Source organism: Glutamicibacter sp. (assembly GCF_032154645.1).
GTDB lineage: Bacteria > Actinomycetota > Actinomycetes > Actinomycetales > Micrococcaceae > Glutamicibacter.
This window is the reverse complement of sequence record NZ_JALDXV010000006.1, coordinates 86,596-112,723: the sequence shown is the minus strand read 5'-3', so window position 1 is coordinate 112,723 and position 26,128 is coordinate 86,596. Positions and strand designations below refer to the sequence as shown.

At 54.3% G+C, this 26,128-nt stretch carries 18 protein-coding genes and 1 pseudogene; 10 read left to right on the top strand and 9 right to left on the bottom strand.

The window, feature by feature from the left end:
• Positions 1-416 precede the first annotated feature (416 nt).
• Positions 417-1,856, bottom strand: coding sequence for a chromosomal replication initiator protein DnaA (dnaA, locus tag RUH64_RS07435; RefSeq protein ID WP_396275995.1), 1,440 nt, complete (start codon positions 1,854-1,856; stop codon positions 417-419).
• Between the two features lie 515 nt (positions 1,857-2,371).
• On the opposite strand from dnaA, the gene rpmH reads away from it, so the two are divergent.
• From rpmH to RUH64_RS07395, 8 genes are all read left to right on the top strand, one after another.
• Positions 2,372-2,509, top strand: coding sequence for a 50S ribosomal protein L34 (gene rpmH, locus RUH64_RS07430; RefSeq protein ID WP_082124037.1), 138 nt, complete (start codon positions 2,372-2,374; stop codon positions 2,507-2,509).
• 65 nt (positions 2,510-2,574) lie between these two features.
• A complete protein-coding gene (gene rnpA / locus RUH64_RS07425; protein ID WP_313812522.1) occupies positions 2,575-2,928 on the top strand; it encodes a ribonuclease P protein component in 354 nt (117 codons plus the stop codon).
• Positions 2,928-3,305 carry a membrane protein insertion efficiency factor YidD gene (gene yidD / locus RUH64_RS07420; protein ID WP_313812521.1) on the top strand — a complete coding sequence of 126 codons (378 nt, stop codon included), beginning with the start codon at positions 2,928-2,930 and terminating at the stop codon, positions 3,303-3,305. Before rnpA ends, yidD begins: the two co-directional genes overlap by 1 nt.
• Entirely contained in the window at positions 3,305-4,270 is a 966-nt protein-coding gene (gene yidC / locus RUH64_RS07415) for a membrane protein insertase YidC (protein WP_313812519.1), read from the top strand. Before yidD ends, yidC begins: the two co-directional genes overlap by 1 nt.
• Before the next feature lie 2 nt (positions 4,271-4,272).
• Positions 4,273-4,794 (top strand): R3H domain-containing nucleic acid-binding protein, encoded by a 522-nt coding sequence (locus tag RUH64_RS07410; protein ID WP_313812517.1) that lies wholly within the window; start codon positions 4,273-4,275, stop codon positions 4,792-4,794.
• A 43-nt stretch (positions 4,795-4,837) separates the two neighbouring features.
• Positions 4,838-5,479 carry a 16S rRNA (guanine(527)-N(7))-methyltransferase RsmG gene (gene rsmG / locus RUH64_RS07405; RefSeq protein WP_313812516.1) on the top strand — a complete coding sequence of 214 codons (642 nt, stop codon included), beginning with the start codon at positions 4,838-4,840 and terminating at the stop codon, positions 5,477-5,479.
• A 178-nt stretch (positions 5,480-5,657) separates the two neighbouring features.
• Positions 5,658-6,587 (top strand): ParA family protein, encoded by a 930-nt coding sequence (locus RUH64_RS07400; RefSeq protein WP_313812515.1) that lies wholly within the window; start codon positions 5,658-5,660, stop codon positions 6,585-6,587.
• 191 nt (positions 6,588-6,778) lie between these two features.
• Entirely contained in the window at positions 6,779-7,939 is a 1,161-nt protein-coding gene (locus tag RUH64_RS07395; protein ID WP_313812514.1) for a ParB/RepB/Spo0J family partition protein, read from the top strand.
• Positions 7,940-9,496: 1,557 nt separating this feature from the next.
• Here RUH64_RS07395 and istA read toward each other — a convergent pair.
• The 6 genes and pseudogenes from istA to RUH64_RS07365 all read right to left on the bottom strand — a co-directional run bounded on the left by istA (position 9,497) and on the right by RUH64_RS07365 (position 21,026).
• Positions 9,497-11,057 (bottom strand): annotated as a pseudogene (gene istA / locus RUH64_RS07390) (IS21 family transposase).
• 4,456 nt (positions 11,058-15,513) lie between these two features.
• Positions 15,514-15,837 (bottom strand): thioredoxin, encoded by a 324-nt coding sequence (gene trxA / locus RUH64_RS07385; RefSeq protein ID WP_313812512.1) that lies wholly within the window; start codon positions 15,835-15,837, stop codon positions 15,514-15,516.
• A 23-nt stretch (positions 15,838-15,860) separates the two neighbouring features.
• The gene (gene trxB / locus RUH64_RS07380) at positions 15,861-16,829 is read right to left on the bottom strand and encodes a thioredoxin-disulfide reductase (protein ID WP_313812511.1); all 969 of its coding nucleotides are present in this window, start codon (positions 16,827-16,829) and stop codon (positions 15,861-15,863) included.
• A gap of 100 nt (positions 16,830-16,929) precedes the next feature.
• The gene (locus RUH64_RS07375) at positions 16,930-18,591 is read right to left on the bottom strand and encodes a hypothetical protein (RefSeq protein WP_313812510.1); all 1,662 of its coding nucleotides are present in this window, start codon (positions 18,589-18,591) and stop codon (positions 16,930-16,932) included.
• A 130-nt stretch (positions 18,592-18,721) separates the two neighbouring features.
• Positions 18,722-20,503 (bottom strand): lipid II flippase MurJ, encoded by a 1,782-nt coding sequence (gene murJ / locus RUH64_RS07370; protein ID WP_313812509.1) that lies wholly within the window; start codon positions 20,501-20,503, stop codon positions 18,722-18,724.
• The gene (locus RUH64_RS07365; RefSeq protein ID WP_313812507.1) at positions 20,487-21,026 is read right to left on the bottom strand and encodes an NUDIX hydrolase; all 540 of its coding nucleotides are present in this window, start codon (positions 21,024-21,026) and stop codon (positions 20,487-20,489) included. Before RUH64_RS07365 ends, murJ begins: the two co-directional genes overlap by 17 nt.
• 124 nt (positions 21,027-21,150) lie before the next feature.
• On the opposite strand from RUH64_RS07365, the gene RUH64_RS07360 reads away from it, so the two are divergent.
• A complete protein-coding gene (locus RUH64_RS07360) occupies positions 21,151-22,599 on the top strand; it encodes a CCA tRNA nucleotidyltransferase (protein ID WP_313812506.1) in 1,449 nt (482 codons plus the stop codon).
• A gap of 585 nt (positions 22,600-23,184) precedes the next feature.
• Positions 23,185-23,307, top strand: a complete 123-nt coding sequence (locus RUH64_RS07355; protein WP_313812504.1) for a hypothetical protein — start codon at positions 23,185-23,187, stop codon at positions 23,305-23,307.
• Positions 23,308-23,508: 201 nt separating this feature from the next.
• Here RUH64_RS07355 and RUH64_RS07350 read toward each other — a convergent pair whose 3' ends face one another.
• A complete protein-coding gene (locus RUH64_RS07350; RefSeq protein WP_313812503.1) occupies positions 23,509-24,594 on the bottom strand; it encodes an inositol-3-phosphate synthase in 1,086 nt (361 codons plus the stop codon).
• 296 nt (positions 24,595-24,890) lie between these two features.
• The gene (locus tag RUH64_RS07345; RefSeq protein ID WP_313812501.1) at positions 24,891-26,123 is read right to left on the bottom strand and encodes a DUF6716 putative glycosyltransferase; all 1,233 of its coding nucleotides are present in this window, start codon (positions 26,121-26,123) and stop codon (positions 24,891-24,893) included.
• Positions 26,124-26,128 lie beyond the last annotated feature (5 nt).

Below are 26,128 nucleotides of genomic sequence, written 5' to 3'. Positions count from 1 at the left end.
GTTGCATGTTCTCTGCAAACAATCTTGCCACGTCTAAAAGTTCTCTGGTGAAGGATCTGTCCCAACTGTGTAGCAAACAACAAAAATTTTCAGAATGCTTGCGATGTCTGCAGTCTGTTCAACTTTGGTTTTTCACAGTTTTGGATCCCTGAGAGTCGGAGGACTCGTTATTTGGATGGATAAGTATTTAAAGGGGAAGTGTTAATAACCCTTGTGGATACTGTGGAAAAGGCGCTCATTCCCAGATCCGACGCCAATTGTGCATGTGAACAATCTGTGGTTGAACGTGAGACGCAGTTCCACTCAACTGTTGATACTCAGTTTCACGTTTTTTAACATCCACATGGGCTCTGCTGTTTATCCGCAGCCTGTCACCAGATATTCCACATATTTATCCACATCTGTGGCAATCGGATTTAGAGTTCCCGCTGACTTTGCTTGATGCGGTTGGTTAGCTCGGTTACCTGGTTGAAGATGGCACGTCGTTCAGCCATCAATTCACGGATCTTGCGATCAGCATGGATGACAGTGGTGTGGTCTCGTCCGCCAAGCTCAGCGCCGATCTTCGGCAACGACATTTCGGTCAGCTCGCGCAGGAGGTACATTGCGATTTGGCGCGCGGTAACCAGCGTTCTCGTGCGCGATTTGCTGTTGAGTTCCTCGATGGTCAATCCGAAGTATTCAGCCGTTTGCTTGATAATGGTTGAAGGAGTGATCTCCTGTGCGCCGTCTTCACTAATTAGATCCTTGAGCACGGTTTCAGCGAGTGCCAGATCAACTTGCTGATTGTTCAGTGATGCAAATGCTGTGACTCGAATCAGTGCGCCTTCAAGCTCGCGGATGTTAGTGGAGATGCGCGAAGCGATGTACTCCATGACATCGCTAGGCGCAGAGAGGTTTTCTGCATCGGCCTTCTTGCGAAGAATCGCGATCCGTGTTTCAAGTTCAGGCGGCTGAATATCGGTGAGCAGACCCCATTCAAAGCGAGAACGCATGCGGTCTTCGAATCCTTGCAGCTGTTTTGGAGGCAAGTCAGAGGTAATGACAACTTGTTTGTTGTGGTTATGCAGCGCATTGAACGTATGGAAGAACTCTTCTTGAGTTGCATCCTTGTTCGCCAAGAATTGAATGTCGTCGATGAGCAGAATATCTACGTTGCGGTAGGTCTGCTTGAAGCTCGCACCCTCGTCATCACGGATCGAATTGATGAAGTCGTTGGTGAATTCTTCTGAATTCACGTAACGAACACGGATGCCTTTATAGAGGTGACGTGCGTAATGGCCGATTGCGTGCAATAAGTGAGTCTTGCCCAAACCGGAATCGCCATAGATGAAAAGCGGGTTATAGGCCTTGGCCGGTGCTTCTGCGACGGCAACTGCAGCAGCGTGCGCGAAACGGTTCGACGAACCGATGACAAATGTATCGAAAATGTACTTCGGGTTGAGTCGTCCGAATTCCTGCGAGTTTGATGGTGGAGTCGGCTGGGGGGCTGGCTGAGGACGAGGACCTGGCGCATCGGAGACAGTAGAAGCCGCAGTTGGGGACGCAGCAGGAGCTTCATCTTCGTTGTTTTCAAGCTCTTCTGACAAAGAAAGATCGACGCTGACAGCGCAACGGATGTCATCCTGGAATACTTCGCGCAATGCGTCGTCAAGTGGCTCGCGCAGCTGAGTCTGCAACATGTCGCGGGTCAGATCGTTGGGTACGGCTACCAGTAGCGTTGTACCAATGAGCCCCTGCGGCTTTGCCAACGATACAAAGGCCCGGTGGCGCGCCTTCACTCGGTCGTCGTCTTCGATCTTCCGGATTACCTGACGCCAGGAGCTGCCAATACTATTGGTCTCGTCGCTGCTCACTAAGGGCGCCCCTCTTTCCATCGATTAATGCAATCTTGGTCACATAACAACCAGAGAACTAGTGTTGAAGATGCCAATTTTGCGCAGGTATCAACATAGATTCTATCCACCATCCACACACTTATGCACAGCGTGGTGGAAAAAGTGAGCGTTTTGGGTGTGGAAAACTGGTTTTCCCTTGAAATCAAGCCAATTCAAGACCTGCGTGACAAGTATTTTCGTTCTGGTTTGTGAATTTTCTTTCGTTTACATCGCCCGTAATCCACAACTTTGGGGTAGATTATTCACAGGCCCGTTTCTGCAGAATCATTGGGGTTGCTTCGTGTGCGCCAATTTGACCTAGCGTGCAGATTTTCCTATTGTTATTCAGTCCTATGTGTGCGTTTTGCGACCTGCTCAGTTTTAGAAGAGCCCGCAAAAGTATGCGTTTTTCAAAGTAAATGTGCGTCAGCCTGTTGTTATCCAGCTAGCTAGTAACGGGTAAGGCGTATCACTGAACGTCTTGGAGTATCACCGTGAGCAAGCGGACTTTTCAGCCAAACAACCGTCGTCGTGCCAAGAAGCACGGTTTCCGTCTTCGTATGCGTACCCGTGCAGGCCGTGCCATCCTGTCGGCACGCCGCAGCAAGGGCCGCAGCGAGCTGTCCGCATAAATTTGCGACACAGCTCTTGGCAGCATAGTTTCTCTGGGCTCAGCTAAGAGTCACGAAGAAACCTCATGTTGCCAAAGAATCAGCGACTGCGCCTAGCGCAGGACCTTACAGCCACTGTACGTTCCGGCGTCCGAAGCGGACGCCGGAACGTCGTGCTATATGCACGCCCTCGCGCCGATGATCAGGTGGTGGGGGATAGGTTTGGATTCATTGTGTCCAAGGCTGTAGGTATTGCCGTTAAAAGGAATCTTGCCAAACGGCGAATGCGCGAAATAGCTCATGAGCTTCGACGCGACGATGGAAATTTAGATATTGTCGTGAGGGCCTTGCCCGGAGCTGCTGAACTTTCATGGGAAGAACTGAATTCCCAGGTATCTTCGGCTTTCGCCGCCGCTGTTCGTAAGTCCGTGGCTCGCTGATGCGTAAGGACACAAAGCCCCGTACAGGTGTCCTGTGGTTCATCATTGATATCCCACGCAACATCTTGATCGGGCTCATTAAGCTTTACCGAAAAATTATCTCGCCGATTTACGGCGATGTATGCCGATACTTTCCCAGCTGTTCTGCCTACGGGCTAGAAGCAGTTACCCAGCACGGCGTCATCAAAGGTGCCGGGCTAACCATTTGGCGAATCCTTCGATGCAATCCGTGGTCCCACGGCGGCGTCGACCAGGTTCCCGAGGGTCCAAGGATTTGGCCAGAAGGCAAACTGCCGAGGATCATAGTTTTGAATCATCCTGTGATTCCCGACGATGAAGACGCCGCAGATAGCGGCCGCAAGGAGCGCGACCTCTAATGAACTCATTTCTAGACACCATATTGACGCCGTTTACCTACGCGGTGTCATGGGTACTGTGGGCTTTCCACGAACTGTTTTCGTTCATTGGTATGGATCCGGACTCCGGTGTTACCTGGACCCTTTCGATCATCTTCCTGGTGCTGTTGATTCGTACCTTGCTGATCCCGGTCTTCGTCAAGCAGATCAAGTCTCAGCGAGCTATGCAGGCATTGCAGCCTGACCTGCGCAAGCTGCAGGCTAAGTACAAGGGTAAGACCGATCAGCTCTCGCGCCAGGCGATGGTTCAGGAACAGCAAGCGCTGTTTAAGAAGCACAAGACCAACCCGCTGTCTTCCTGCTTGCCTCTGCTGATCCAGATGCCGTTCTTCTTTGCACTGTTCCGCGTGCTGAATAACGCCTCTCACGCCAGTGCAGCAGGCCAGTCTGTCGGCGCGCTGTCGGTAGACAACATCCGCAGCTTCGACGCCGCGACCATCTTCGGTGCGCCACTGTCCGAGACCTTCCTGGGAACCATTAATTCGGGCAACCCGAACATCTCGGTCATTATTGTCGCGATCGTTATGATTCTTGCGATGATCGCTTCGCAGTTCTTCACCCAGCGCCAGCTGATGACCAAGAACATGAGCGCCGAGGCCCTGCAGGGTCCATTCATGCAGCAGCAGAAGATGATGATGTACATCCTTCCGCTGGTGTTCGGTATCGGTGGCATCAACTTCCCAATCGGTGTGCTGATCTACTGGACCGCCACCAACCTGTGGACCCTTGGTCAGCAGTACTGGGTCATCCACAACAACCCAACTCCAGGCTCTGAAGCCGAGCGTGAACTGAACGCCCGCCGTGCAGCCAAGGGCTTGCCTCCAGTAGGCCAGAAGAAGACCTCTGAAGTAGAAGAGACTGTCGTTGAGCAGCCTAAGGGCCAGCGCCAGCAGCCACAGCGTAAGAACCGCCGGAAGAAGAACTAGCCATGACTGCAACTGAACATATTGAGGACCTAGAAAATCAGGTCGAAGAGAACCAAGAAGTTCTTGACGAAGGTGACGTCGCAGCCGACTACCTGGAAGAACTTTTGGATATTGCCGACCTCGATGGTGATATCGACATCGAAATCCGCGGCGGCCGCACCTACATCTCCATCGTGACTGAAGAGGGCGAGGCAGATCTTCAGAGTCTTGTAGGCAAGGACGGGGAAGTGCTCGACGCGCTTCAGGAGCTCACCCGACTAGCAGTTTTGAATGCCACCGGTGAACGTTCGCGTTTGATTTTGGACATCGCCGGATACCGTTCTGATCGCGCTGAACAGCTGCGAAAAATTGCTCAGGACGCGATCGATAAAGCGAGCAAGAGCGGCGAGCCAGTGCATCTGGATCCAATGAGCGCCTATGAGCGCAAGCTGGTTCACGATGTTATTGCCGATGCTGGACTCCACTCCGAGTCTGAGGGCGAGTCATCGCGCCGACACATCGTGGTATCAACGCTGGATAGCTAAGCAACACCCAACGTACCTGCACAAGAATCAAAGGACCCATGCAATGACCGAGGACCTCAGCCTCACAGCAGAAGAGCAACTTGCCGCCGAAAAGATTTTCGGCGATCGGCTAGACCTTGCAAAGCGCTACGTCGAGCATCTGGCGACCTCGGGTATTGAACGTGGACTTCTGGGACCTCGAGAGGTGCCGCGCCTGTGGTCTCGTCACGTATTGAACTGTGCAGTCATTGAGTCCGTCATGGAGAAGGACGCCGAAGTAGCCGACGTAGGCTCAGGGGCCGGCCTTCCAGGGCTTTGCTTGGCCATTGCCCGCCCGGATCTGAAACTGACCCTCATTGAGCCGCTGGAGCGCCGCTGCATTTGGCTCAGTGAGGTGATTGACCATCTGGGGCTCGACAACGTTACCGTCATGCGTGGCCGTGCGGAGCAGATGGTGGACGTCGTGAACGCCCGTTATGTCACCGCTCGTGCCGTGTCCGCGCTGACGAACCTCGCCGGGCTCACGATGCCGCTGTTGCACGGTCATGGCGAGCTGATCGCTATCAAGGGGCGTTCGGCTGCAGAAGAGATCGAGAAGGCATCCAAGGCCATACGTAAGCTCGGCGGCAAGGATGCCGAGGTGCTTGTCGTCGGTGAAGAAATCTTGAAGGAACCAACCACGGTGGTTCGCATTAAGGTTGCCTAGCTTTGAAGCGTTAGGCTTTAAGTGGATTTTGTTTGCAGATGTCTTGACCAATCGTGGAAGTTGCCATGGTAGAAGTATTTGCAAACGACAGAGCTTGTTTTGTATGTTTCACGTGAAACATGCGTCGATGAGGGTCTCAAACTGGACCTGCATCAACTCATGAGGAGGAGTTTCACCTTTGTCTAAGGCCAAAGAATCAGCAAGTAGCGCTTTTGACTTCAACGACTCTTCCTCGCCACTGGCCACCCAACTGGCAAGTGAGCACCGTCGACGAGAAGCACTGGATGCACGCAAGGTGCCCAAGCCGGACAAGACTCGTTACTTCACAATTTCCAATCAAAAGGGCGGCGTTGGAAAGACAACGACAACGGTGAACCTCGCCGCCGCCCTGGCTAAGGGCGGCTTGAATGTCCTCGTGATTGATATTGATCCACAGGGAAATGCTTCAACTGCACTTGGCATTGAGCACCATGCAGAAGTTGACAGCATTTACGATGTGCTGATTAACGATGTTCCTTTATCGGATGTTGTGGCAACCTGCCCTGAACTTCCAAGCCTTCAGGTGGCTCCTGCCACGATCCATCTCGCGGGCGCCGAGATTGAATTGGTTTCGCTGGTTGCGCGCGAGCAGCGTCTACAAAGGGCGCTTGATGACTATGCGCGTGCTCGCCAACGTGCCGGGCAGCCGCGCCTAGATTATGTCTTCATTGACTGCCCTCCTAGCCTTGGGCTGTTGACAGTCAATGCATTCGTTGCCGCACGAGAAGTACTCATTCCAATTCAGTGCGAATACTATGCTCTGGAGGGTTTGAGCCAACTGCTGAAGAATATTGAGATGATTCAGAAGCATTTGAATTCTCGACTTACCGTGTCGACAATCCTATTGACCATGTATGACGGCCGTACGAACCTAGCTGCTCAGGTCGCAAATGAAGTTCGCGAACATTTCCCTGAGCAGGTTTTGGGAGCGGTAATCCCGCGCTCGGTGCGCGTATCAGAAGCGCCTAGTTATCAGCAGACGGTAATTACTTACGATCCCAACTCCACAGGAGCTCTTTCATACAGCGAAGCCGCTTATGAGATTGCTGACCGAGGCGCAAAGTCGTAACTGAAGGCTTTCCAGCTACCCGAATCAGATATACAGTCTAAATAATTTGCTTATAGTTAAAATCTGAACGATTGTTGGCTGATTACATGGAAACACCATGTTGTTATGACTGGTGCATCCCGCTGGTGCTGCCTAAGAACAGTAGACTAGTTCATGGGTTGAGATTTTCTTGAAAGGGCGTGCAGTTCGGTATGGCAGATAAGAAGCGTGGGTTAGGCCGTGGACTCGGAGCATTAATTTCCAGCACTCCCGCAGCAGCTGCCTCGGAAGAAAAATCAGATGTTTCACGTGAAACAGCTGCTCCGATCACGGAGCCGGTCCAGCAGAAGGCGAAGCCTGCGCGTCCAGTCGATATGTTCTTCGAACCTGGCCGCAAGTCCACTTCTGTTCGACCAACCGCGAGCGAATCTGCGGCGCCCAAAGCGGTCAAGAAATCACGGGCAACTATGCCAGGTCTGCCAAACACGCTAACTCCTGCTAAGCCCAAGCAGGCGGAGGAACCTGCTGTTCAGGCAAAGGGGGAGGAGCTGGTAGAAGTGCCAGGTGCCCAGTTTGCTGAACTCGATGTGTCGCAGATTCACCCGAATCGAAAGCAGCCACGTACCAATTTCGATCAAGAACATATGGATGAACTTATCCATTCCATTCGTGAAATTGGTTTGCTTCAACCCATCGTTGTTCGACCTACCCGTGAAAAGAACGACGCTCCTTATGAACTCGTTATGGGTGAGCGTCGTTGGCGTGCAACGCAGGCTGCTGGTCTCACAACTATTCCTGCGATTATTCGCGATACGCAAGATACGGATCTATTAAGAGACGCACTACTTGAGAACCTGCATCGTTCGCAGCTCAACCCTCTTGAAGAGGCTGCAGCGTATTCTCAGTTGCTGGAAGAGTTCAATTGCACCCAGGAAGTGCTTTCTGAGCGCATTGGTCGTTCGCGCTCACAGATCTCCAACACAATTCGTCTTATGAAACTTCCTCCATTGGTCCAGCGTCGAGTAGCAGCGGGTGTCCTTTCTGCTGGCCATGCACGAGCATTGTTGGGGTTGTCCAGCCATGAAGCTATTGAGCAATTGGCACAGCGGATTATCAACGAGGGACTTTCCGTACGCGCGACGGAAGAAGCCGTCGCATTGAGCGATGATAAGCCCAAACTTAAGAATAAGAAGCCACGTGAAACTCAGCGAAATGATCGTTTGGATTTCTTGGCCACCTCGCTTTCTGACCGCCTCGATACCAATGTCAAGATTCAGCTTGGTAGTCGAAAAGGTAAAGTGAGCATCGAATTTGCATCTGTGGACGACCTCAACAGAATCATGGAAGTAATAGACCCAAATTTGAAATCATGATGTTGAGCTAGTTGAAATGGCGCATGTTCTTGGAGCATGCGCCATTTTTAGGCAGGGGAGTACCTGATGATGTTTCACGTGAAACCTTAAATGCAACGTTTCACGTGAAACAATCACAATGAGGACGATGCTGAGCGGTGGATGCCCACTCACAACTAGGTTGAAGTAATCTCAATTGGAAAGCCAATTCCTCTGCTCCTACAAAGCAGTGCATCCTTAGAAATGCACTGAGTTGCACCGGACGGTGGCATGGATTAACCGTTTCAAAAAGCACCTCAGAAGTGGAACAGACAATAGTTTCCCATAACCCTCAGTCCGTCGAAACGGCATTGAATGCCGGTGGGCGAAGTTCCCAATTGAGAAGATCGATCGAACGAACTGCTTTTGACTGTCGATGCTAATAGGGGAAAGTGACACTCAGCGCACACGCTGCGTTCAACGTGCTCGTTGAGCCGAAGGGCTGGGAAGCGCTATCTTGGCCTCTGAAGACCGACGGTGGGGAAGGGACTGCGTGGGGTGCCCTTAGGGCCGTAGAAGGCAGCAGAGGGGCTTCGGGGAGGTGCGGTCATTGAAGCGGCTGATGACGAAGCAGGTGCAACAAGAAGTGCTGATAAATCGTTTAGATCACTCACAAGTCGTTCTCTCAAACATGACTATTGCGGAGTAATGGAGTGGCTAAGTACCTGAATTGAACGAGAGATATGAAAGTAGAACGCTCAAATGCTCGGGGCCAAGATGGTCATGAAACCAAATCTCTATTCACAGAGGTCGGAAGACTCAAAACATGCGACTTCGACACTTCAGGGTGCGGTTCATAACCCGACACTGGAACGTTCATGAAGATGAAGGAGATAGCTGGCGACAGGGGCTATCCACTGTATTAGTCCGATCTGTACTTAGCGCAGACACTGATTCGTGAAGTCGCAGTGCCTGAAAGCGTTGTACGCCTCAAAAGCTTGTGTCCAGCGGTCAGGGACCTCTGGATGATCGACTAGCTGAAACCCTCAGGGTTCGAGTTTCTAGAACCAGAATGCAGCGTTGCCTAGGCCAGGTAGGAAGCGAACTAGTTAAGTAGATCATGTTCAGGATGAGAAGGATCTGGACATATGACAGCGGGGGAGACTCGCAGAAATGACTTTGAATCGGTCGCGGTGAATATTTGGCTCGTTGAGAGCCACCGGAATCATAGTTCAGAGCCACCAGCTAACCTCGACGATCGGCTGGCAGCTCTGAACAAAGAATCTCAACGCGAAGGCAACCAGCCATTAGTGTTCAGCAGTCGAGTAGGTTTCACGGATGTTAAACCCACCGGCCTCAATGCACCAACAGTGGATGAGTCAGACCGCATTCTTAGATTCAGTCCACGGTCTGCAGAGGAGCCTGCGGATACCGTAGCTTGGCACGGAGTAATAGCCCGATGGTCTTGGTCCACTGTCAGTTCGATGCGTGTTTCGAGGCTCAAACACACGCTCACCACGTCGTCTTGGGTTTCGAAGGCCGTGAGCAGGTCACGCGTACCCATCTCGCGCACCTTGCGTTTGGTTTCAGTGTTCAGGTTCATCGGGTCGTTCTTGCACAGTAGTCAGTGCCGCGGACATAGCCGGTGCTGTTCTCGGGTGCTGGTCGAAGCGTTGCTTCCTTCCAGTGCTCGTCCTGACGGTTGAACAGGATGGGATGAAGATGACCGTAGCGTGGAGAGCGGATCCGGGATTGCAACGCAACAACAACGGAGTTTTCTAGGCGTTGCGCCCCGTATTTTGAGGACAGTCGAAGCATTGCAAGTTCGGGGTTGATGCCTGGCTCAGCGATGGGTAGCGAGACGAAGATCTTGTCGATCGCTTGGGCGGTGTTGGGCCCGATTTTGTGGGCCCATCCATGTAAGCGTTGTTCGTCCTATGACCGGTATTTGCGTTCGGGTGGGATATCCGCGTCGTTGCTTCGGTAGTGGTTCACCGTCGCGGCGTTGAACAGCCTGTGGCTGCTGAGTCGTTCTGATGCCAGATAGACTTCGACAGTCTTTGAGATGATCCTTAGATCGACGGTGTCGCCGACGCGTTTGAGCGGCACGGAGTAGAAGTTGTTCCAGGTCTCGTAGCTGTTCTTCGCGACTCTTTGTCCTGGGACCCACCTACTTAGTTCGTACGGGACTACAAGCGACGGACGCAGTAGTGGTTGTTCTTCCTCATGAAAGACGCTGCAGCGAGACCCTGCTCGTTTCTGAAACGTTTGGGAGATATAAGCCTCCATCTGGCGATAGATCGATGCACGCTGGGCGTCGAGACTGATGAACTCTTCCTGACGCAGCGCAGCGATGACCCAGGTGGCGACGTGGCCAACAGTGTTCTTCACGCTCGCCTTGTCTTTGGGCTTGCGGACGCGGCCAGGAAGGATTGCTGCTGCGTTGTGTTCAGCGAGGTGACGGTTGGCGTCGTTGAAGACGAGTTCACCGCCGGCTGGGTATTGATGACACCTGTTTTCAAGTTGTCACACACGATTCTCGGGACGCTGCTACCGAGGGGGGTGAACATGGCTCTGCGTGGCTCATCATCCAGGAATCCTGTTTCATATCCATGCAGGGTTCATCGAAGGCGTACCGGTTGAACGGTAGGCAAGCAATGAATAAATACGCCGTGGAGCCTTGACCAGTGACTGGGTGGTGTAAGTGCATGGTGGGCCCGGAGCAGTCCACTTCGACGTTGGTGCCGGCTTTATGCGCGGCTCTGGAGGTTGCTCCGTGCAAGGTCACGTAGCGTTGGTAGGACTTGCAGAACCGGTCGTAGCCCCTGAACGCAGCTCCGGTGGCTTTGGCTTGATCAGCGTATTCCCCGTGCAACAGCTTCAGGTTGGTGCCGACCTCGGCCAGTTCCTTATGGACCGTGGACCAGTCCGGTTTGGTGAAGACGCTCTCGTGGTCGCTACGGCCAGGGAAAAGTAGTTGGTAGACCTTCTCTTCGGTCAGATTCTTGAGTTCCTCCCAGCGGCGGGAGGATGCGTCAGCGGCGTTGAGGACGTCTGCGACGCTATTGCGGGAGATGCCTTGGGTGGACGCGACGATGCGTCCTGACAATCCTTCGGCACGAAGCTGGAGTATCCGCTTCGCATTGAACTTTCGTACCATCGAAAATGGTTCCTTCCACCACACAGTCGGTTGCGTGGTGGGAGGAGCTTATACAGGGTGGCTCTGAACCACGATTCTGGTGGCTCTCAACGAGTCAAATATTCACTATGGAATTCCCTAGGGTGTAGTCAATAGATGTTGGACTCTCACGCGCCAACGTCACTAACTCCGTTGCAGCGGTCAGCCAGAATGAATACGAACGAGAAACAGGCAAGTCCGCGTTCGACGTGTATGTCCCCACAGTTTCGGGACCTGCTCAAAGAGACACCAAACATTCCTTTGACGGATAGCGCTGAACGGATAGAGTCTGCGACTTTGGGAGCACGTGGTTAGTCTCCGCCGCGAGTAGCTGTCTATCCTTCAGCCCGGCCGGCTGATTTGGGGGAGCGGGGGACATCGTTCCCTGAATCATCTGGATCCCTCCAGACACGATCCCCACGCCATTCCGAAGGCCTCTCGCCTGTTAGCAGCAGCTTGCCTCCAGCACTAGAAGATAGTTTCACTTCGACAGATGGGGGATAACGAACCTGGCGTCGATCGAGTTCGGTACTAGACTCAGGGTTTAGCAGTTAATGGGCTCCTTGGGCGAAGTCTGAAGCTGTTGCCTCCGCTAGATCCCGAGTTCAGGCGGGGGAGACGCAAAGTGAACTGCGAATCGTTTTGCCTTCTAGGGCGCTGCTTCACCTCGCGTACGGGATCTCAAAGAACAGTTCTAAGTCTGGCTAGCGGACACCAACACCAGTATCCTGCGGATTTTGCCAGATAGCCCAATGGATCTGTTTGCTACTGATCGCTGTCTGCTGTGTTTGATCTTGGTGGCGACGATCAGTGCGGCTTACCTGGTTTGCTACGTGCGGGGAGCGACCCATCACTAACTGGTGTTTTCGTCAGTTAGCGGGCACATGGTGCAGGTGAATATCTACCTAGCGGGCTAGGATCAGCGAGGTGGTCATCTGAACGCTGAACAGGGCAGGTTATTGGCTTCGAACAGTTATCTCACTGACGGTACAACGAGGTACTGCCTGGTCTTCCTGACACGGGCAATAACCGTGTTGCGATCAGGTCAGTTGATTTCGCGGCAGCAGACTGGGTATTGCGGTTGAACCAGGCACATGCACGTGACCGGCTGTTTGATGAGCTCACGGGGTAGCGGAGGTACGGGTTGGTTATTGTGGAAGGGCACGAGTATCTTCCTTTTGAGTTGGAAGCGGTGAATTTCATCTTCCTGCCGATTTCTTCCCATATATGAGCATATCTCGCTGATGTTAACGAGCAGTCAACCCTTCTCCGGCGGGACTCTGTGTTCGGCGATCAGATTGTTGTGGCAGATATGAATGACCAGGTTGTTCACGATGCCGAGGGTATGGTTCTGTGCGATGCTACCTACTTGTTGAAAGAACGGCCCATTGAATCTCTTCCGTGGGTAGGAGCGGAGTGAATGCATGAACAGCCTGATAAGACCCGTCCATTCTTTCTGCCGCCGCCAAACGGTCATTCATTTCGGTATCGGCGTGGATCAGTGCGTCAACGACGCAGTGGTGAGAACCTTCCCTGCCGGCAGCGTGTGGACCGCCAACCGTAGCTGGTTTGGGACCTGCGAAAGTCGGCATCAGTTATGAGCGGCGACGATACTTCGGTCGAGCATCGATATGCATGGTAGAGCTAGACCCGGGGGAGAGCGTGGGCGCAGCGGTACAAGACGTGTGGATAGTTGATCTGATCTTTGCCCTTTTCTATCCGTTCAACGACAGAAGCAGCACGAAGTCTTGGAGACTCTGCGGTCACTTCATCAGTCATTCGTCTGCATCTGCCGGAGACTCTATTTAGGAATAGTGCTGGCTCCAGAGGCCGTAAATAATCATCGAGCTTCTGAAATTTCTAACTAGTGACCCCTGATGAATTTGCTTCATCGCTCCCTTGCCACCGCCACGTACCGGCAGCTAGAGCCAGTTGTTCTTCACGAACTGAAGGAGCTCTCTTGGCTATTTCAATCAATTTTCTGAGTGCTATGCAGTCCGAAAATTTGTTGTCTATCTGCAGTTCCCCGAAGTGGATTCAGGTGGGACTTCGAATTCATTTCTAGGTGGTTTACGTAAAACTATAGCTGCTCCATCGATTCATGAAGTATCGACGGACGACTTGGCGTGCACAGGTTACGTATCCAGCCTCGGCTGATGCAATCAAACATCAACTAATGCGTATTTTGGTCAGGCTCATAAACACTGAGGGCAATATATGTGAAGCTCGTTCGGGCCTCATCATATAGGGAGGTAGCTGTTCAGTGCTGCTGTACCCGGTGTCTCTAGAGCATAACTTTGAGTCCGTTATCCCGTCGAGCGTAAACTTTGCGGCTGCAGAGCCAGTTCAGAAGAGCGATGAACAGGCCATAGGGTCCACAAATGTTCGGCAATAATGTGCTGCCACAGGTAGGAATTGATGCCGACGTTCATGCTCGGTCTGGCCGTCGAATAACGTCTCATAGGCGGTACACTCGCTTCAGATTGAAATCGCCTTCCTATGAGTCTGGATGGGGCACTTAGGCCTATTGATGCGACAGATCCCTATATCGTTGTGACGTTGTACTTGCAGAGACTCTAGGGTGGTCATGAACTCACGATCGGACGATTCGGGACGCGATTACATCTGAGTTTCTGTCTATGTTCCGGTTGCACTTTTGTCCGTCAGTTGCGCCCATGTCATCTGCAGAGATGATCAGATTGCCCAGCACAGGGCTTCTTAGATGTTTGGTAGTTGAGGCGTATTCCTTTCACATCCCTCCTAAACTGTTCCCATTCACTGGATGATGATCATCAGTGTCTGTAGGGGGAGCAGGGGCGCTGTGCTCTCAGATTGCAGTAGTGAAAATCAGAGGAACAAGGAGTGCTGGGATCATGTCCTTCTTGAGCCCGCTTTTGGACCACGTGTTGAGGCCATATGAAGGATTGAAAGCGAAAGATAGGCAAGAGAGACCCGGACACGTTTTTGCCTCCATAAAACCTTGTTCATGATGACTTCCCGGCAGTCCAGGTTTATGCGCTCCGAATTGCTATGCATAGCATCCAGTGGATTAATTGCTAGTTGAGTGTCTCCTCAGATGTTTCCTTGTAGTCTTCGGTACCAAGTAACTTTCAGCTGACGCCATACTTGGCTTTCTCGAAGTATGCAGATAAGAACCATAGGGCCAAAGTTGAGTGTTGATGATCGGCTTTATGGATCCGGTAGCCACCGGAGCCTTCCGGAGAATATCGACCGTTACTCGTTCGGATCTGGGGTCGATGCGGAGATGTATCGAGGTGTAGCGACTCAACTCCTGTACATCATGTTTCACGTGAAACATACGCGGCAATGGTCGAAAAGATACTGTCTGAATCAACAAGACGTCATGTTTCACGTGAAACCTTCTAAATTCACAACTGAGAAATCGAAGTGCTCAACACGTTGATGGGTATGACTAGCCCTAATGGTGGGGCTATAAACATGAGGCATCAAGCAACAATTATTCGGTGCAAAATAGACGGTGAAATCTAACCTCGTCGAGGGCAAGGAACCCGACCGGGAATAGTTCCGTTCAAGAATTCGAGTTGCTAAATGCTTAAGATGAGACAAATCAGTTCAAGACTAGGTTGAGGTTAGTTGCGGTAGGTTTTTTCTTCCGGACTAGCGTTGTGAAGTGATGATCACAAAATAGACATCCAGCTCGCTGCGGTTAGCAGGAGGAGCGTGCCAACTAGACCAGTACGCTATTCGTTAGTTGAAGAAGGAAGTAACCACGCCTCCATATTGATGAGCTGCCCAGCCGTTCAAGCTGAGTTAAGCGGGAATCATTGGAACATCGATTTACCCTGGCGCCGATCTCCTGTTTGTCGTCTCAGGTGAACGTGCGCTCGAGACGCAATGGTTCATAGTGGTTGGCTCAGCAGGCGTTAGTCAGGTGCAGTATGAACAGCGGTGGCCGTTGACCTTTGTTATGAACATGGCCGGGACATCGAACGTCGAGGACTCGTTAGAGAGTCAGCGCTCTTGGACATTCTGCCAATACCTAAGCCCGATCTCGTTTCGTTGCAACATTGAAAACAACAATTCAGTCGCAGTCGCGGAACTCAGAATTTTCCGGCAGCTTTCCCTGTCCGGTGATGGGTCTTAGATTGAATCACTCAGCGGAGAACTGCCGAAGTTCGACTGGGGGCCAAGCTAAGTCCCATCCTTGCAATGACAGAAGTAGATGAAGCAGCCGAAAACCCTGTTGAAGGTGGATTCTAAAGATGAGACTGTTCAAAACAATTAAACAAACTAAATAATTAGTTTAATATTGATTCTTGCTCTGAAGCTTATCAAATGTGATCGTCGTGGTACCTGAACCATGGGCAGGGTGAACCAATGTATGAATTAAGACAGAAATGGTGCGCCAGGTTTTAAAACCTGACGCACCATTTGAGAATTGAAGCGCGAACCTGAATTACAGGTACTCGGCGAATTCCTTCTCGATGACAGCCTTTGGCTTGGCGCCGAGGGAAGAAGCTACATGCTCGCCATTCTTGAATACGAACATTGCTGGGATCGAGGTGATGCCGTATTTTACCGACAGCGCCTGATTCTCATCGATGTTCAACTTAACAACGTTGACCTTGTCAGCGTGCTCTTCAGCAATCTGATCCAGGATTGGACCAAGCTGACGGCAAGGACCGCACCATTCGGCCCAGAAGTCTACGATGACCGGCTTGTCGGATTCCAGAACTTCAGCCTGGAAAGTTGCTTCAGTTACTGCCTTTGCGTTGCTCATGGGAGACAACCCCTTTCTCAAATTTAGTTTGCGGCCTCGGCCGGAGTCTTGACGTTAGCTAGGAAGTGCTCGACGTCCTGAGCCGCCGCACAGCCTGATGCGGCTGCCGTAATGGCCTGACGGTAGGTCGAGTCGATTACGTCGCCGGCAGCGAAGACGCCCGGCAACGAAGTCTTGGAAGAGCGGCCGTCGACGGCGATGGTGCCTTCTGCGGTCAGTTCAAGCTGGTCTTTGACCAGGTCTACGCGTGGGTCGTTGCCGATGGCCACGAAGATACCGGTGACGTCCAAGGTGGTTTCCGCACCGGAGTTGCGGTTCTTCACGACCAGGCCGTTGACCTTGTCTTCACCGTTGATACCGACAACTTCGGATTCCCAAACGAACTCGATCTTCTCGTGGGCCAGGGCGCGGTCGCCCATGATCTTGGAGGCACGCAGCTCGTTGCGGCGCACTACGACGTAGACCTTGGAAGCGAACTTGGTTAGGAAGAGAGCCTCTTCCATTGCGGAGTCTCCGCCGCCGATAACTGCAATGGTCTGCTCTCGGAAGAAGAAGCCGTCGCAGGTTGCGCACCAGGAAACACCGTGGCCCGAAAGGCGCTTTTCGTCTTCCAAACCCAGTTCACGGTAGGCCGAACCGGTGGAAACGATGATTGAATGTGCGCGGAATACGGTGCCGTCAGCCAAGGAAACTGACTTGATGTCACCGTCGAGATTCATCTCGGTGACATCGTCGAAGAGGATCTCGGCACCGAAGCGCTCGGCCTGCTTCTGCATGTTGTCCATCAGGTCCGGGCCCATGATGCCCTCAGGGAAACCTGGGAAGTTCTCCACATCGGTGGTGTTCATCAGTTCGCCACCAGCGGTTACGGAACCGGCGATGACTAGTGGATTCAGGTTGGCGCGCGCGGTGTAAATCGCAGCGGTGTAACCGGCAGGGCCGGAACCTACGATAATTACGTCGCGGATAACGTCGTTCTGTACTGAAGTCACGGGGATAGAACCCTTTCGTTCTTATAATGCGAGGTGGATAGCAAGGTCTAACCTCACTATCCACCTCAACGCCTTGCTATAGTAAAAAATTCCGCGTGTGTTACTTGGCGGAGAATTCGCCGATCTGCAGACCGTATGGACGGGAGTCGTTGGATCCCGAGGTGCGGCGTGGCAGTTCGGTGACGTTCAGGAAGACGTACTTGCCTTCCATGTAGTCCTTGTCGCCGTCCTTGACGTTCACAGACACAGACGGGCCGGAGAAGGAACCCTTGGCTACCGACTTGGCATCGCCAAGATCGTCGGAGTCGCCAACGAGGATTTCGTAGGCGCCGCCGATGGCATTAAGGCCGTCCAAGTTGATTTCCTTGATGGCCGAGTCATCCTCGAGCTCGAGGATGAACACCATATTGGAAGCGAGCTTGCCGAAGTTTGGAGTCGTGTAGGTGTAGGAACGGTAGTTGCTGGATTCGTTGCCGTCGATCATCTTCGACAGCGTGCTGTCGGTTTCGGCGTTCAGGGCCTGGTTACCAGGGACAAGGCGTGAAATATCCGAAATTTCAGGTGCAGGAAGTGAAGGATCCGAAGGTTCCTCGGCAGGTTTCGACTCCTCGGCCGGAGCTGAAGCCGCCGGTGGCGCGGTGGACTCTGAGTCAGCCGTTGTATCCTTGGCACCGCCGAGGAAGTTGAATGCGAAGACCACTCCAATGACCAGAACGATCACCAGTACGGCGCCAACCAGCAAACGGGTTCCCTTGGAAGTGCTTTCCTCTTCAACCGCGGCCGCGGCAGCTGCAGCAGCAGGAGCGGCGGGGACGTTCTTGGCAGCTGCTGGGAAGGTCGATGGCTTGGAAGCAGCGGCGGCAGCAGTCGCTGCTGCGGCACCAGCGGCCCCGGCAGTCACTGCGGCGGCCTTTTTCTTCTTCTTGTCTTCTTGCTTCGGCGCAGTAGGTGCAGCTGCCTGCTGTTCAGGCTTCTTAGGCTGTTCCTTGGCAGGCTGCCCCTTGGACTGTGCCGCCGCAGCCAGGGCAGCGGTCGCGGTGACGCTTGGCTCAGCGTCGTCGTCCAGACGGGTCACCTTAGGCTTTGGCGCTTCGGGCTGAACCGGTGCAACCGGGGTAGCCTGCGTTGCTGCGATCTGGGCGTTGGGTGCAGTCTGGTCGCTGATGTAGGCCGATTCGTCGTAGTCGGCCTCGGCGTACTGTTCGTCGCTGTCCTCATAGGTCTCTTCGACCTGCTGCTGATTCTTCTTGCCGAAGCGGCTTTTCAGCCCAGCGAAGCCGCCTGCCAGTGCGGTGCCGAGCTTGCCCTGCTCGGCAGGCTCGTCCTCGTAGCGCAAGTTTTCATAGTAGGCGTCGTCGTCCTCGTAGGTCTGCGGAACCGCCTGACGGGACTCGCCGAAGATCTCGGTGCCCAGGGTGTCGGTGAAGAATGGTTCGACATAGGGAGTGTTGTCGGTCTCCAACACCAGATCCAGCATGTCGGAGGAACGCGCCACATTTGCCACCAGATAGGTCTGGTTGGAGTCGGTGATACCCAGGTCGAGGACCTGGACGTTGGCGGTGCGCTCGCCCATGGCGATCTCTCGGGCGCTGGTGGCCAGCTGCGAGGAGTTTGCCACCGATGCCACCATGATGCTGACCGAACGGTTGAGCACCTGGTCGATGCCGGAGAGGACCAGATCGCCTTCCGCGGACGACAGGACTGTCTCGGTGACCTGGTAGCGGCCGCTGAGTACTGAGCCGACATCGATTGGCTGCGACACGTGCATCTCCAAAATGGTTGGTTGCTGTTCGGTGGCAGTGACAGACCGCCACATGCCATGTTACCTTCCAAAGCTGGCTGTTTGGTGGCTATTTGTGGTGAATCACCACGGATCTTCGTCCGCCGTCTAGCTAGCGCTTCAGGCCGGGAATGCGGCGCAGGATCGGACCGAGGAACCCGTCCAGTTCAGGCACCTTGGTCTTGTAGAGCAGGCCGATGAACACCGCCGCCATGACGCCGCCGACCACGCTGATGGTGATGATCGCGGAGAACAGCGAATTGTAGGCGAAGCCGAAGCTGAATCCGCCCAACAGCCACAGCGCCAGGCAGCCGACGAAGCCGGAGAGGACGGCCATCCAGCCGATGCGCACGTAGGTGTCGATGACGCCGGATACCCCGTAGTCGCCATAGCGGCGCTTGACCAGATAGTGGGTGCCGATGGCTGCCAGCACATTGCTCAATCCATAGATGAAGGCGATGGCGGCGGCGATGTGCAGCGGGTCGATGACCCGTGCAGCGGTGACCGCCAGAACCAGGCCGAAGGCGGCGGTGGCAGTCTGGATCAGCATCGGGGTGCGGGTGTCCTCCTCGGCGAAGAATACCCGAAGCATGAAGAACTGCAGCGATTTGAACGGCAGTCCCAGCGCGGTCAGCACCAGCAGCTGGCCCAACGCGCCGGAAGCCTGTGCTGCGTACTCCGAGTGGCCGGCAAACAGGCGGCCCAGGGGGCCCGCCAACACGATGAACACCACGGTGCAGAAGACGATCGGGATGGCGGTGGAACGCATGCCTCGAGCCAGCAGGCCGCCCACATCCCGGCGGCGGTTCTCATGGAAGGCGCGGGTGAAGTCGTTGAAAAGCACCGTGGCAACCGTCAGCGCGAACAGCGAATGCGGCAGCACAGTGATCAGCTGTGAGGTGTTCAGCGCGTACTCGCCGGCCACCGACGCCGCCTGATCGGCAGGCAGGGTGGCGCGGGCGGCGGTGGCCGCGGAAACGATCTTTGAGTACAACAGCGAGGAGATGTTGCCGATGACCATGGCCGCCAGCGTCCATGCGGCCAGCTTGCCCACATGGCGCAGGCCCATGCCGCGCCAGGAGAAGTCCAAGGAGAGCTTCAGGCCGATCTTCTTCAACGGCCAGAGCAGCACCAGCGCCTGGACGACAATGCCAAGGGTGGCGCCTCCGGCCAGCCAGATGGTCTTGGTCGTCGTCCAATCGTCCATCGGGTCGCCGCTGGAGTAGGCGCCGAAGGTGAGGATGAAGGAACCGATCACCACCAGTTGGATGAGGTTGTTCGCCGCCGGGGCCCACATGAACGCGGCGAAGCGTCCGTTGGCGTTCAGCACCTGCCCCAGCACCGCATAGACGCCGTAGAAGAAGATCTGCGGCAGCGACCAGTAGGCGAAGGCCGTGCCCAGGGCGATCATGGGCTCGGTCCAGTTGTTCGTCAGCGCCACGATGATCGGCCGCGCACACAGGGTCAGCACCAGGGACAGGGCGCCCATGACGACGATGGTCAGCGTGATCAGCTTCGAGGTGTAGGAAGAGCCGCGGTCGGCGGCCTTGGAGGCCTTGATCAGCTGCGGGATCAGCACCACGTTGAAGATGCCGCCGGCCAGCAGCATGAAGATGATCGTCGGAATGACGTTGGCCTTCTCGAAGATATCCGCCACGGAGGTCACCGAGCCGATGGCCACCGCCAGCAGTGCGGTGCGCACAAAGCCGAGCACACGGGACACCAAGGTCCCCGAGGCCATCAGCGCATAGACCTTTGACCTCGAGCCTTCGGGGCTGGGCGGTGCCGATTCTTTGGGAGCCGCCGGTTGTCCGGCAGCTGGTTCGGGAATCATTTCGAGGGCTCCGGTGACCGGATGGTCGGAACCCTGAAAGGGATTAGGAACCTGAGACATACTTCGTTAGAACCTCGCGTGCCAGCTCTGCGATCCGGCGCTCATTGGGGAAGGATAGGCGTTTACCCAGGGCATCGAGCGGTACCCAGGCAACATCGACGGCCTCGTGATCGGGATCGTTCTCGATCGTCAGCGCGCCACCGGTAGCTTCCAAAAGGAAATGGTGCACGGTCTTGTGCACCCTGTAATTAGTCACAGTGAACCAATAGTCGACCGAACCCAACGGGGCGAGGATGCTGCCGGCAATGCCGGTTTCTTCCTCGATTTCGCGGATCGCCGCTTCCTCATTGGTTTCTACGCCTTCCGGATGCCCTTTTGGAAGGCACCACTCGAGACGTCCGCCGCGGTTATAGCGCGCGATGATTGCCACCGGAAATTCGGGTTTTTCGAAGTCGATGACGATGCCTCCGGAGGAGACTTCCTCGACGGTCGGCAGACTTGTATGACCGCCAGTTGCCTGCGCACGTGCCATTGACGCAGTCAACGGCGTACGCTTTGGGGCAGACGGGATCGGTCGGTTCATGAAACCACTCTATCGATAAACTACCCTGCTTCGCCTTATCGACGTGGTCAAGTAAGTGATCTCGCAGGCAATGAACCCTGTTTTTGAAGCAAACTCACTAGTTTTCTGGCACGCTTAAGTAACTATGCATGCACTTCCCTCTGTTGACGCGCTGCGTCAGATCCTGCCTTCGGTCATCTTTGAACTTGCAGACCGATTCGTTGCGGCAGGTCACGAGCTTTCCCTGGTGGGCGGGCCGGTCCGCGACCTCTACCTCGGTCGCGTTTCCCCAGACCTGGACTTCACCACCAGCGCCCTGCCCGATGAAACCATCAAGGTCATCTCCGGTTGGGCCGAAAGTATTTGGGATGTGGGGCGCGAATTCGGCACCATCGCCTTCAAGAAGGGCGAGCATACTCTAGAGGTCACGACTTACCGCGCCGATGCTTATGACAAGGATTCGCGAAAGCCGGTAGTGGCGTTCGGCGACAATCTGCATGACGATCTCTTCCGGCGCGACTTCACCATGAATGCAATGGCCCTGCGTTTACCGCAGCTGGAGCTCGTGGATCCCTTTGACGGCGTCGGCTCCCTGAAGGACTCCTTGATCCGCACCCCTGGATCTCCCGATGTCTCATTCTCCGACGACCCGCTGCGCATGATGCGCGCGGCTCGTTTCGCTTCGCAGCTGAAAATCGAGGTGAGCTCCGAGGTGCGTCAGGCCATGGCCCAGATGACCGAGAGGATCGAGATCATCTCGGCTGAACGTGTTCGCGATGAATTGGTCAAGCTGATCAACGGAGTCGATCCGCGTTCCGGCATCGACCTGTTGGTGGACACCGGTTTGGCGGACAAGGTCCTGCCGGAGGTTTCTGCATTGCGCTTGGAAATCGACGAGCACCACCGGCACAAGGACGTATACCAGCACTCCCTGACAGTGCTCGAGCAGGCGATGGCGCTGGAGAGCGATGCAAATGGTCCGGTCCCCGGTCCGGATTTCGTATTGCGTTTCGCCGCCCTGATGCACGATGTGGGCAAGCCTGCCACCAGGAAGTTCGAACCGAGCGGTGCCGTATCTTTCCGACACCATGACATGGTTGGTTCCAAACTGGTCAAGGCCCGTATGCGTGCCTTGCGCTTCGACAAGGACACTACTAAGGCCGTTGCTCGACTCGTCGAGTTGCATATGCGCTTCTACGGCTACGGGGAGGCCGGCTGGACCGACTCTGCGGTGCGCCGCTATGTCACCGACGCCGGTGGCCTGCTGCAGCGGCTGCACCGACTGACGCGTTCGGACGTCACGACGCGCAACCGCAAGAAGGCAGATCGCCTCTCCTTCGCTTACGACGATCTCGAGGCACGGATCGAAGAAATCAGCGCCCAAGAAGAACTAGACGCCGTCCGACCCGACCTTAATGGCGAACAGATTATGCAGTTGCTGGGCATCAAACCAGGCCCGGTGGTGGGGCGTGCTTACAAATTCATGCTGAACCTCCGTCTGGATGAAGGCGTACTGGGTGAAGAGGCAGCAGTGGATCGACTACGTTCCTGGTGGGCGCAGCAGCCGGAGTCTCAGGAATCAACGGCTGAATAAAACTATCTGACCTGCATTGACGAGACAGGCCCGATTTTCCGCGGAAAATCGGGCCTGTCTCATTGACGACGAAAATATTCTTAAATAATTTGTGCAAATAGGTGGCGTCTTGTCGCTGGGCCATGTATGCTAATAACTGTGATTGGGAAGTCTCAATGAGACTTGCGAATCGAAAAGTTATTCAAATGAAGTCTCGCGGAAACGCGATCGACTTAGAGCAGATTTAGGAGGTGGGAAAACGATGATTATGAATCGAACTTATTGGACCGATCGTGCAGTGCGATCCGGCAATGACTTTATTGCGCTCGGCGGCAATCATCACGTCTCCCCATCCTCCGGAACAGCGGATTCCTAAACTTTTGTAGGTCTCTCCCAACAAAGTTCCTGAGGGTGTAAGTCAGTATTCGACTCCACCTTAGGAACTTTTTTCATGTCTGCTCCACTTTTCATCACGACCGCTCAACGGGCTGTACGGACCTCGGAACTAATCTTCGCAGGACCTGAAAGCCTGAAGGCTCGCGCAATCTCTACCACGCGCCAAGACCTCCCTGTAGCTCCCCTGCTCACTGAAGGGAGGGAAATCAAATGACCAAACGTCAAGACAAGCGCAAGAACCAATTCATGGACAGCGCTGAGTTCAGCCGCAATTTGCGTCAGCGTGAACTGAAGAACCATGTTCCGCCAGAAATGTACTTCCGTATTCGCTAAGGTGCGATAACGCCATTACCGTTATCCATCTCAACGAACAAAGGAGTACCGATGAACTCGCCAAATAATATTAAGAGGCCCGCCGGCCTGCAAGCCGGCGGGCTTCCCGCATCTAGGGGCAAATTTCTCCAGCACCTTAAAACGAAACAGCCGGTGTAGAAATCACGTGATTTCTACACCGGCTGTTTCGTGGATTGGTTCCTAGCGCTCGACGTCACCGCGAATAAAGGCTTCGACCTTCTCGCGAGCGGTCTCGTCGTCGTACTGCTCCGGTGGAGACTTCATGAAGTAGCTCGAGGCGGAGAGGATTGGCCCTCCGATGCCGCGGTCAAGGGCGATCTTAGCCGCGCGAACAGCATCGATGATGACGCCTGCGGAGTTTGGCGAGTCCCAAACCTCCAGCTTGTATTCCAGATTGACCGGGGCATCGCCGAAGTTGCGTCCCTCGAGGCGGACGAAGGCCCACTTGCGGTCATCGAGCCATGAAACGTAGTCGGATGGGCCGATGTGGACGTCGTTCTCGGTGAGGTTTGCCGAGGTATTCGAGGTCACTGCCTGAGTCTTGGAGATCTTCTTGGATTCCAGGCGTTCGCGTTCCAACATGTTCATGAAGTCCATGTTGCCGCCGACGTTTAGCTGGTAGGTGCGGTCCAGGACGACACCGCGATCCTCGAACAGCTTGGCCATCACGCGGTGGGTGATGGTGGCACCGATCTGGCTCTTGATGTCGTCACCAACAATTGGGACACCGGCGTCGGTGAACTTCTGCGCCCACTCCGGGGTGCCTGCAATGAATACCGGAAGGGCATTGACGAAGGCAACGCCGGCATCGATAGCGCACTGTGCGTAGTACTTGGCTGCCTGCTCGGAACCAACCGGCAGGTAGCAGACGAGGACGTCGACCTTGTTGTCCTTCAAGCTCTGGACGATGTCTACAGGCTCTGCGGTGGACTCTTCGATGGTCTGGCGGTAGTACTTGCCCAGTCCGTCCAGGGTGTGGCCGCGCTGAACGGTGACACCGGTGGTTGGAACATCGGTGATCTTGATGGTGTTGTTTTCGCTGGCAAGGATTGCATCCGACAGATCCAAGCCCACCTTCTTCGAATCTACGTCGAAGGCTGCTACGAACTGCACATCGTTGACGTGGTAGTCACCAAATTGCACATGCATCAGGCCTGGAACGGTGGACCCTGCATCGGCATTTCGGTAGTACTCGACACCTTGGACAAGTGAAGTGGCGCAATTGCCTACGCCAACGATGGCAACGCGAATCGGGTTCGCCGACACATGAACTCCTTATTGAAATGTATAAAACCCCGGGCAGCGATGATGTCATCTAATGACACACGGATTGGCCCTACTAATGATCTTAAGTCCTTGAAGGCATTAAAAATTCCCATAAGTGCTGGTTGTCACCGGTATCGCTGGTATAAATGCAGGGAATCATGGAGTTTTAGTACCGTTCCAACTTTTGGTACTGACCAGAAAATCAGTGCTTCTGTACATGGCCTAAAATCAAGACACTAATGACTTGTTCTGATATATCAGTTTGAATCGTATGTCATCTGCAAAAATGTATATGCTCATGACCACGAATTGGCGTTGAAACCGCGTGATTTATTAAAAGATCGTCGCAACTTCTGCAGAATCTTCACAATCGGAGTTGGGAGCACGGTACGCAGTCTCTGCCGCATCGGTTGATTCTTGATGAAGTCCAAGACTTCTTGGTTCGTTTGCAGCTTCCCTTCACTGGCCCGCGATGCCAAACTGTTCAAGGCATCGATGAAGCTGCCGTCAACGCGATGAAAGTAGTTCTCTCGAAGCCAGGCCTTGGTGGGGGAACCGAACTGCAGGTCTGAAAGACTCTGCAGATTTCCAATCAATCCGGATGCCTGAAAAACAGTATTGATCATTTCAGGGCTGATTCCAAAGTCATCGAGGATCATTGTCGGCAACCCGCGGTCGATCGATTCAAGCGCGGCAGTTGATGAAACGGTGACCAACGCACTGCGTTCGCTCAGTGCCTCGGACATACTTCCCGTGTCAAAACGTAGATGAGACTGTGGACCGAGTTGGCCGGAGGCAGCTAAGTCTTCGGCTAATACGTCGTAGGGGAACTGCTCGAGATGGGTTTGTGGTTCGCCTGCCCTGGCGCGCAGCTTCACTACAACGTCAATCCCGGGGTTCAGGCGCGCGGTCTTCTCCAGCGCGAGCAAGATGGATTCGCGCTCTTCGCGTAGGAGGGGAACCTTGGCCTGGGGTGCGAAAACAATGCGATTGATGTGTTCATGCTGGGCTGGAGGGAATCCTGTGGAGCGCAGGAACGGCAGTTTGCTGACCATGATTGTTGGTTGATGACCTGGGCGTTCTTCGTTCATGAAGGAAAAGTCCCTGGCTTCGGCATGAGAGTGGCAGATAAATGCGTCCCCCGCACGGCGATAGTTCCACCCCTTGGCGGTTGCCGGGAAGGCGACGCCGGGAAGCGCAGAGATCAATGCGGTGCGTCGTGCTCCGGCGGGTTCTGATCGCAGAATGCGCGAATAGGCCTCCGCGACGACGGGTCCCGTGGCGGCCGCAAAAACGATGTCCTCGCCGATGCTGTTTGCATTCAACTGCTGCATGGTCAGGAACTCCAGTTGGTCTGGATCAAGGCTCGTGCCTTCAAACGCCGCGGCGATTTGTTCCTCGGTTGGCATCACCGGGGTGCGCACCAGTGCTACGCGGCGGTGCCATGTGGGCCCCAGCCGGTCGAGAAAGGCAGTGGCCAGCTTCAAATATGAATCTGAATCGGCAATTGCAAGAATTGAGGGTTTCACGAAAG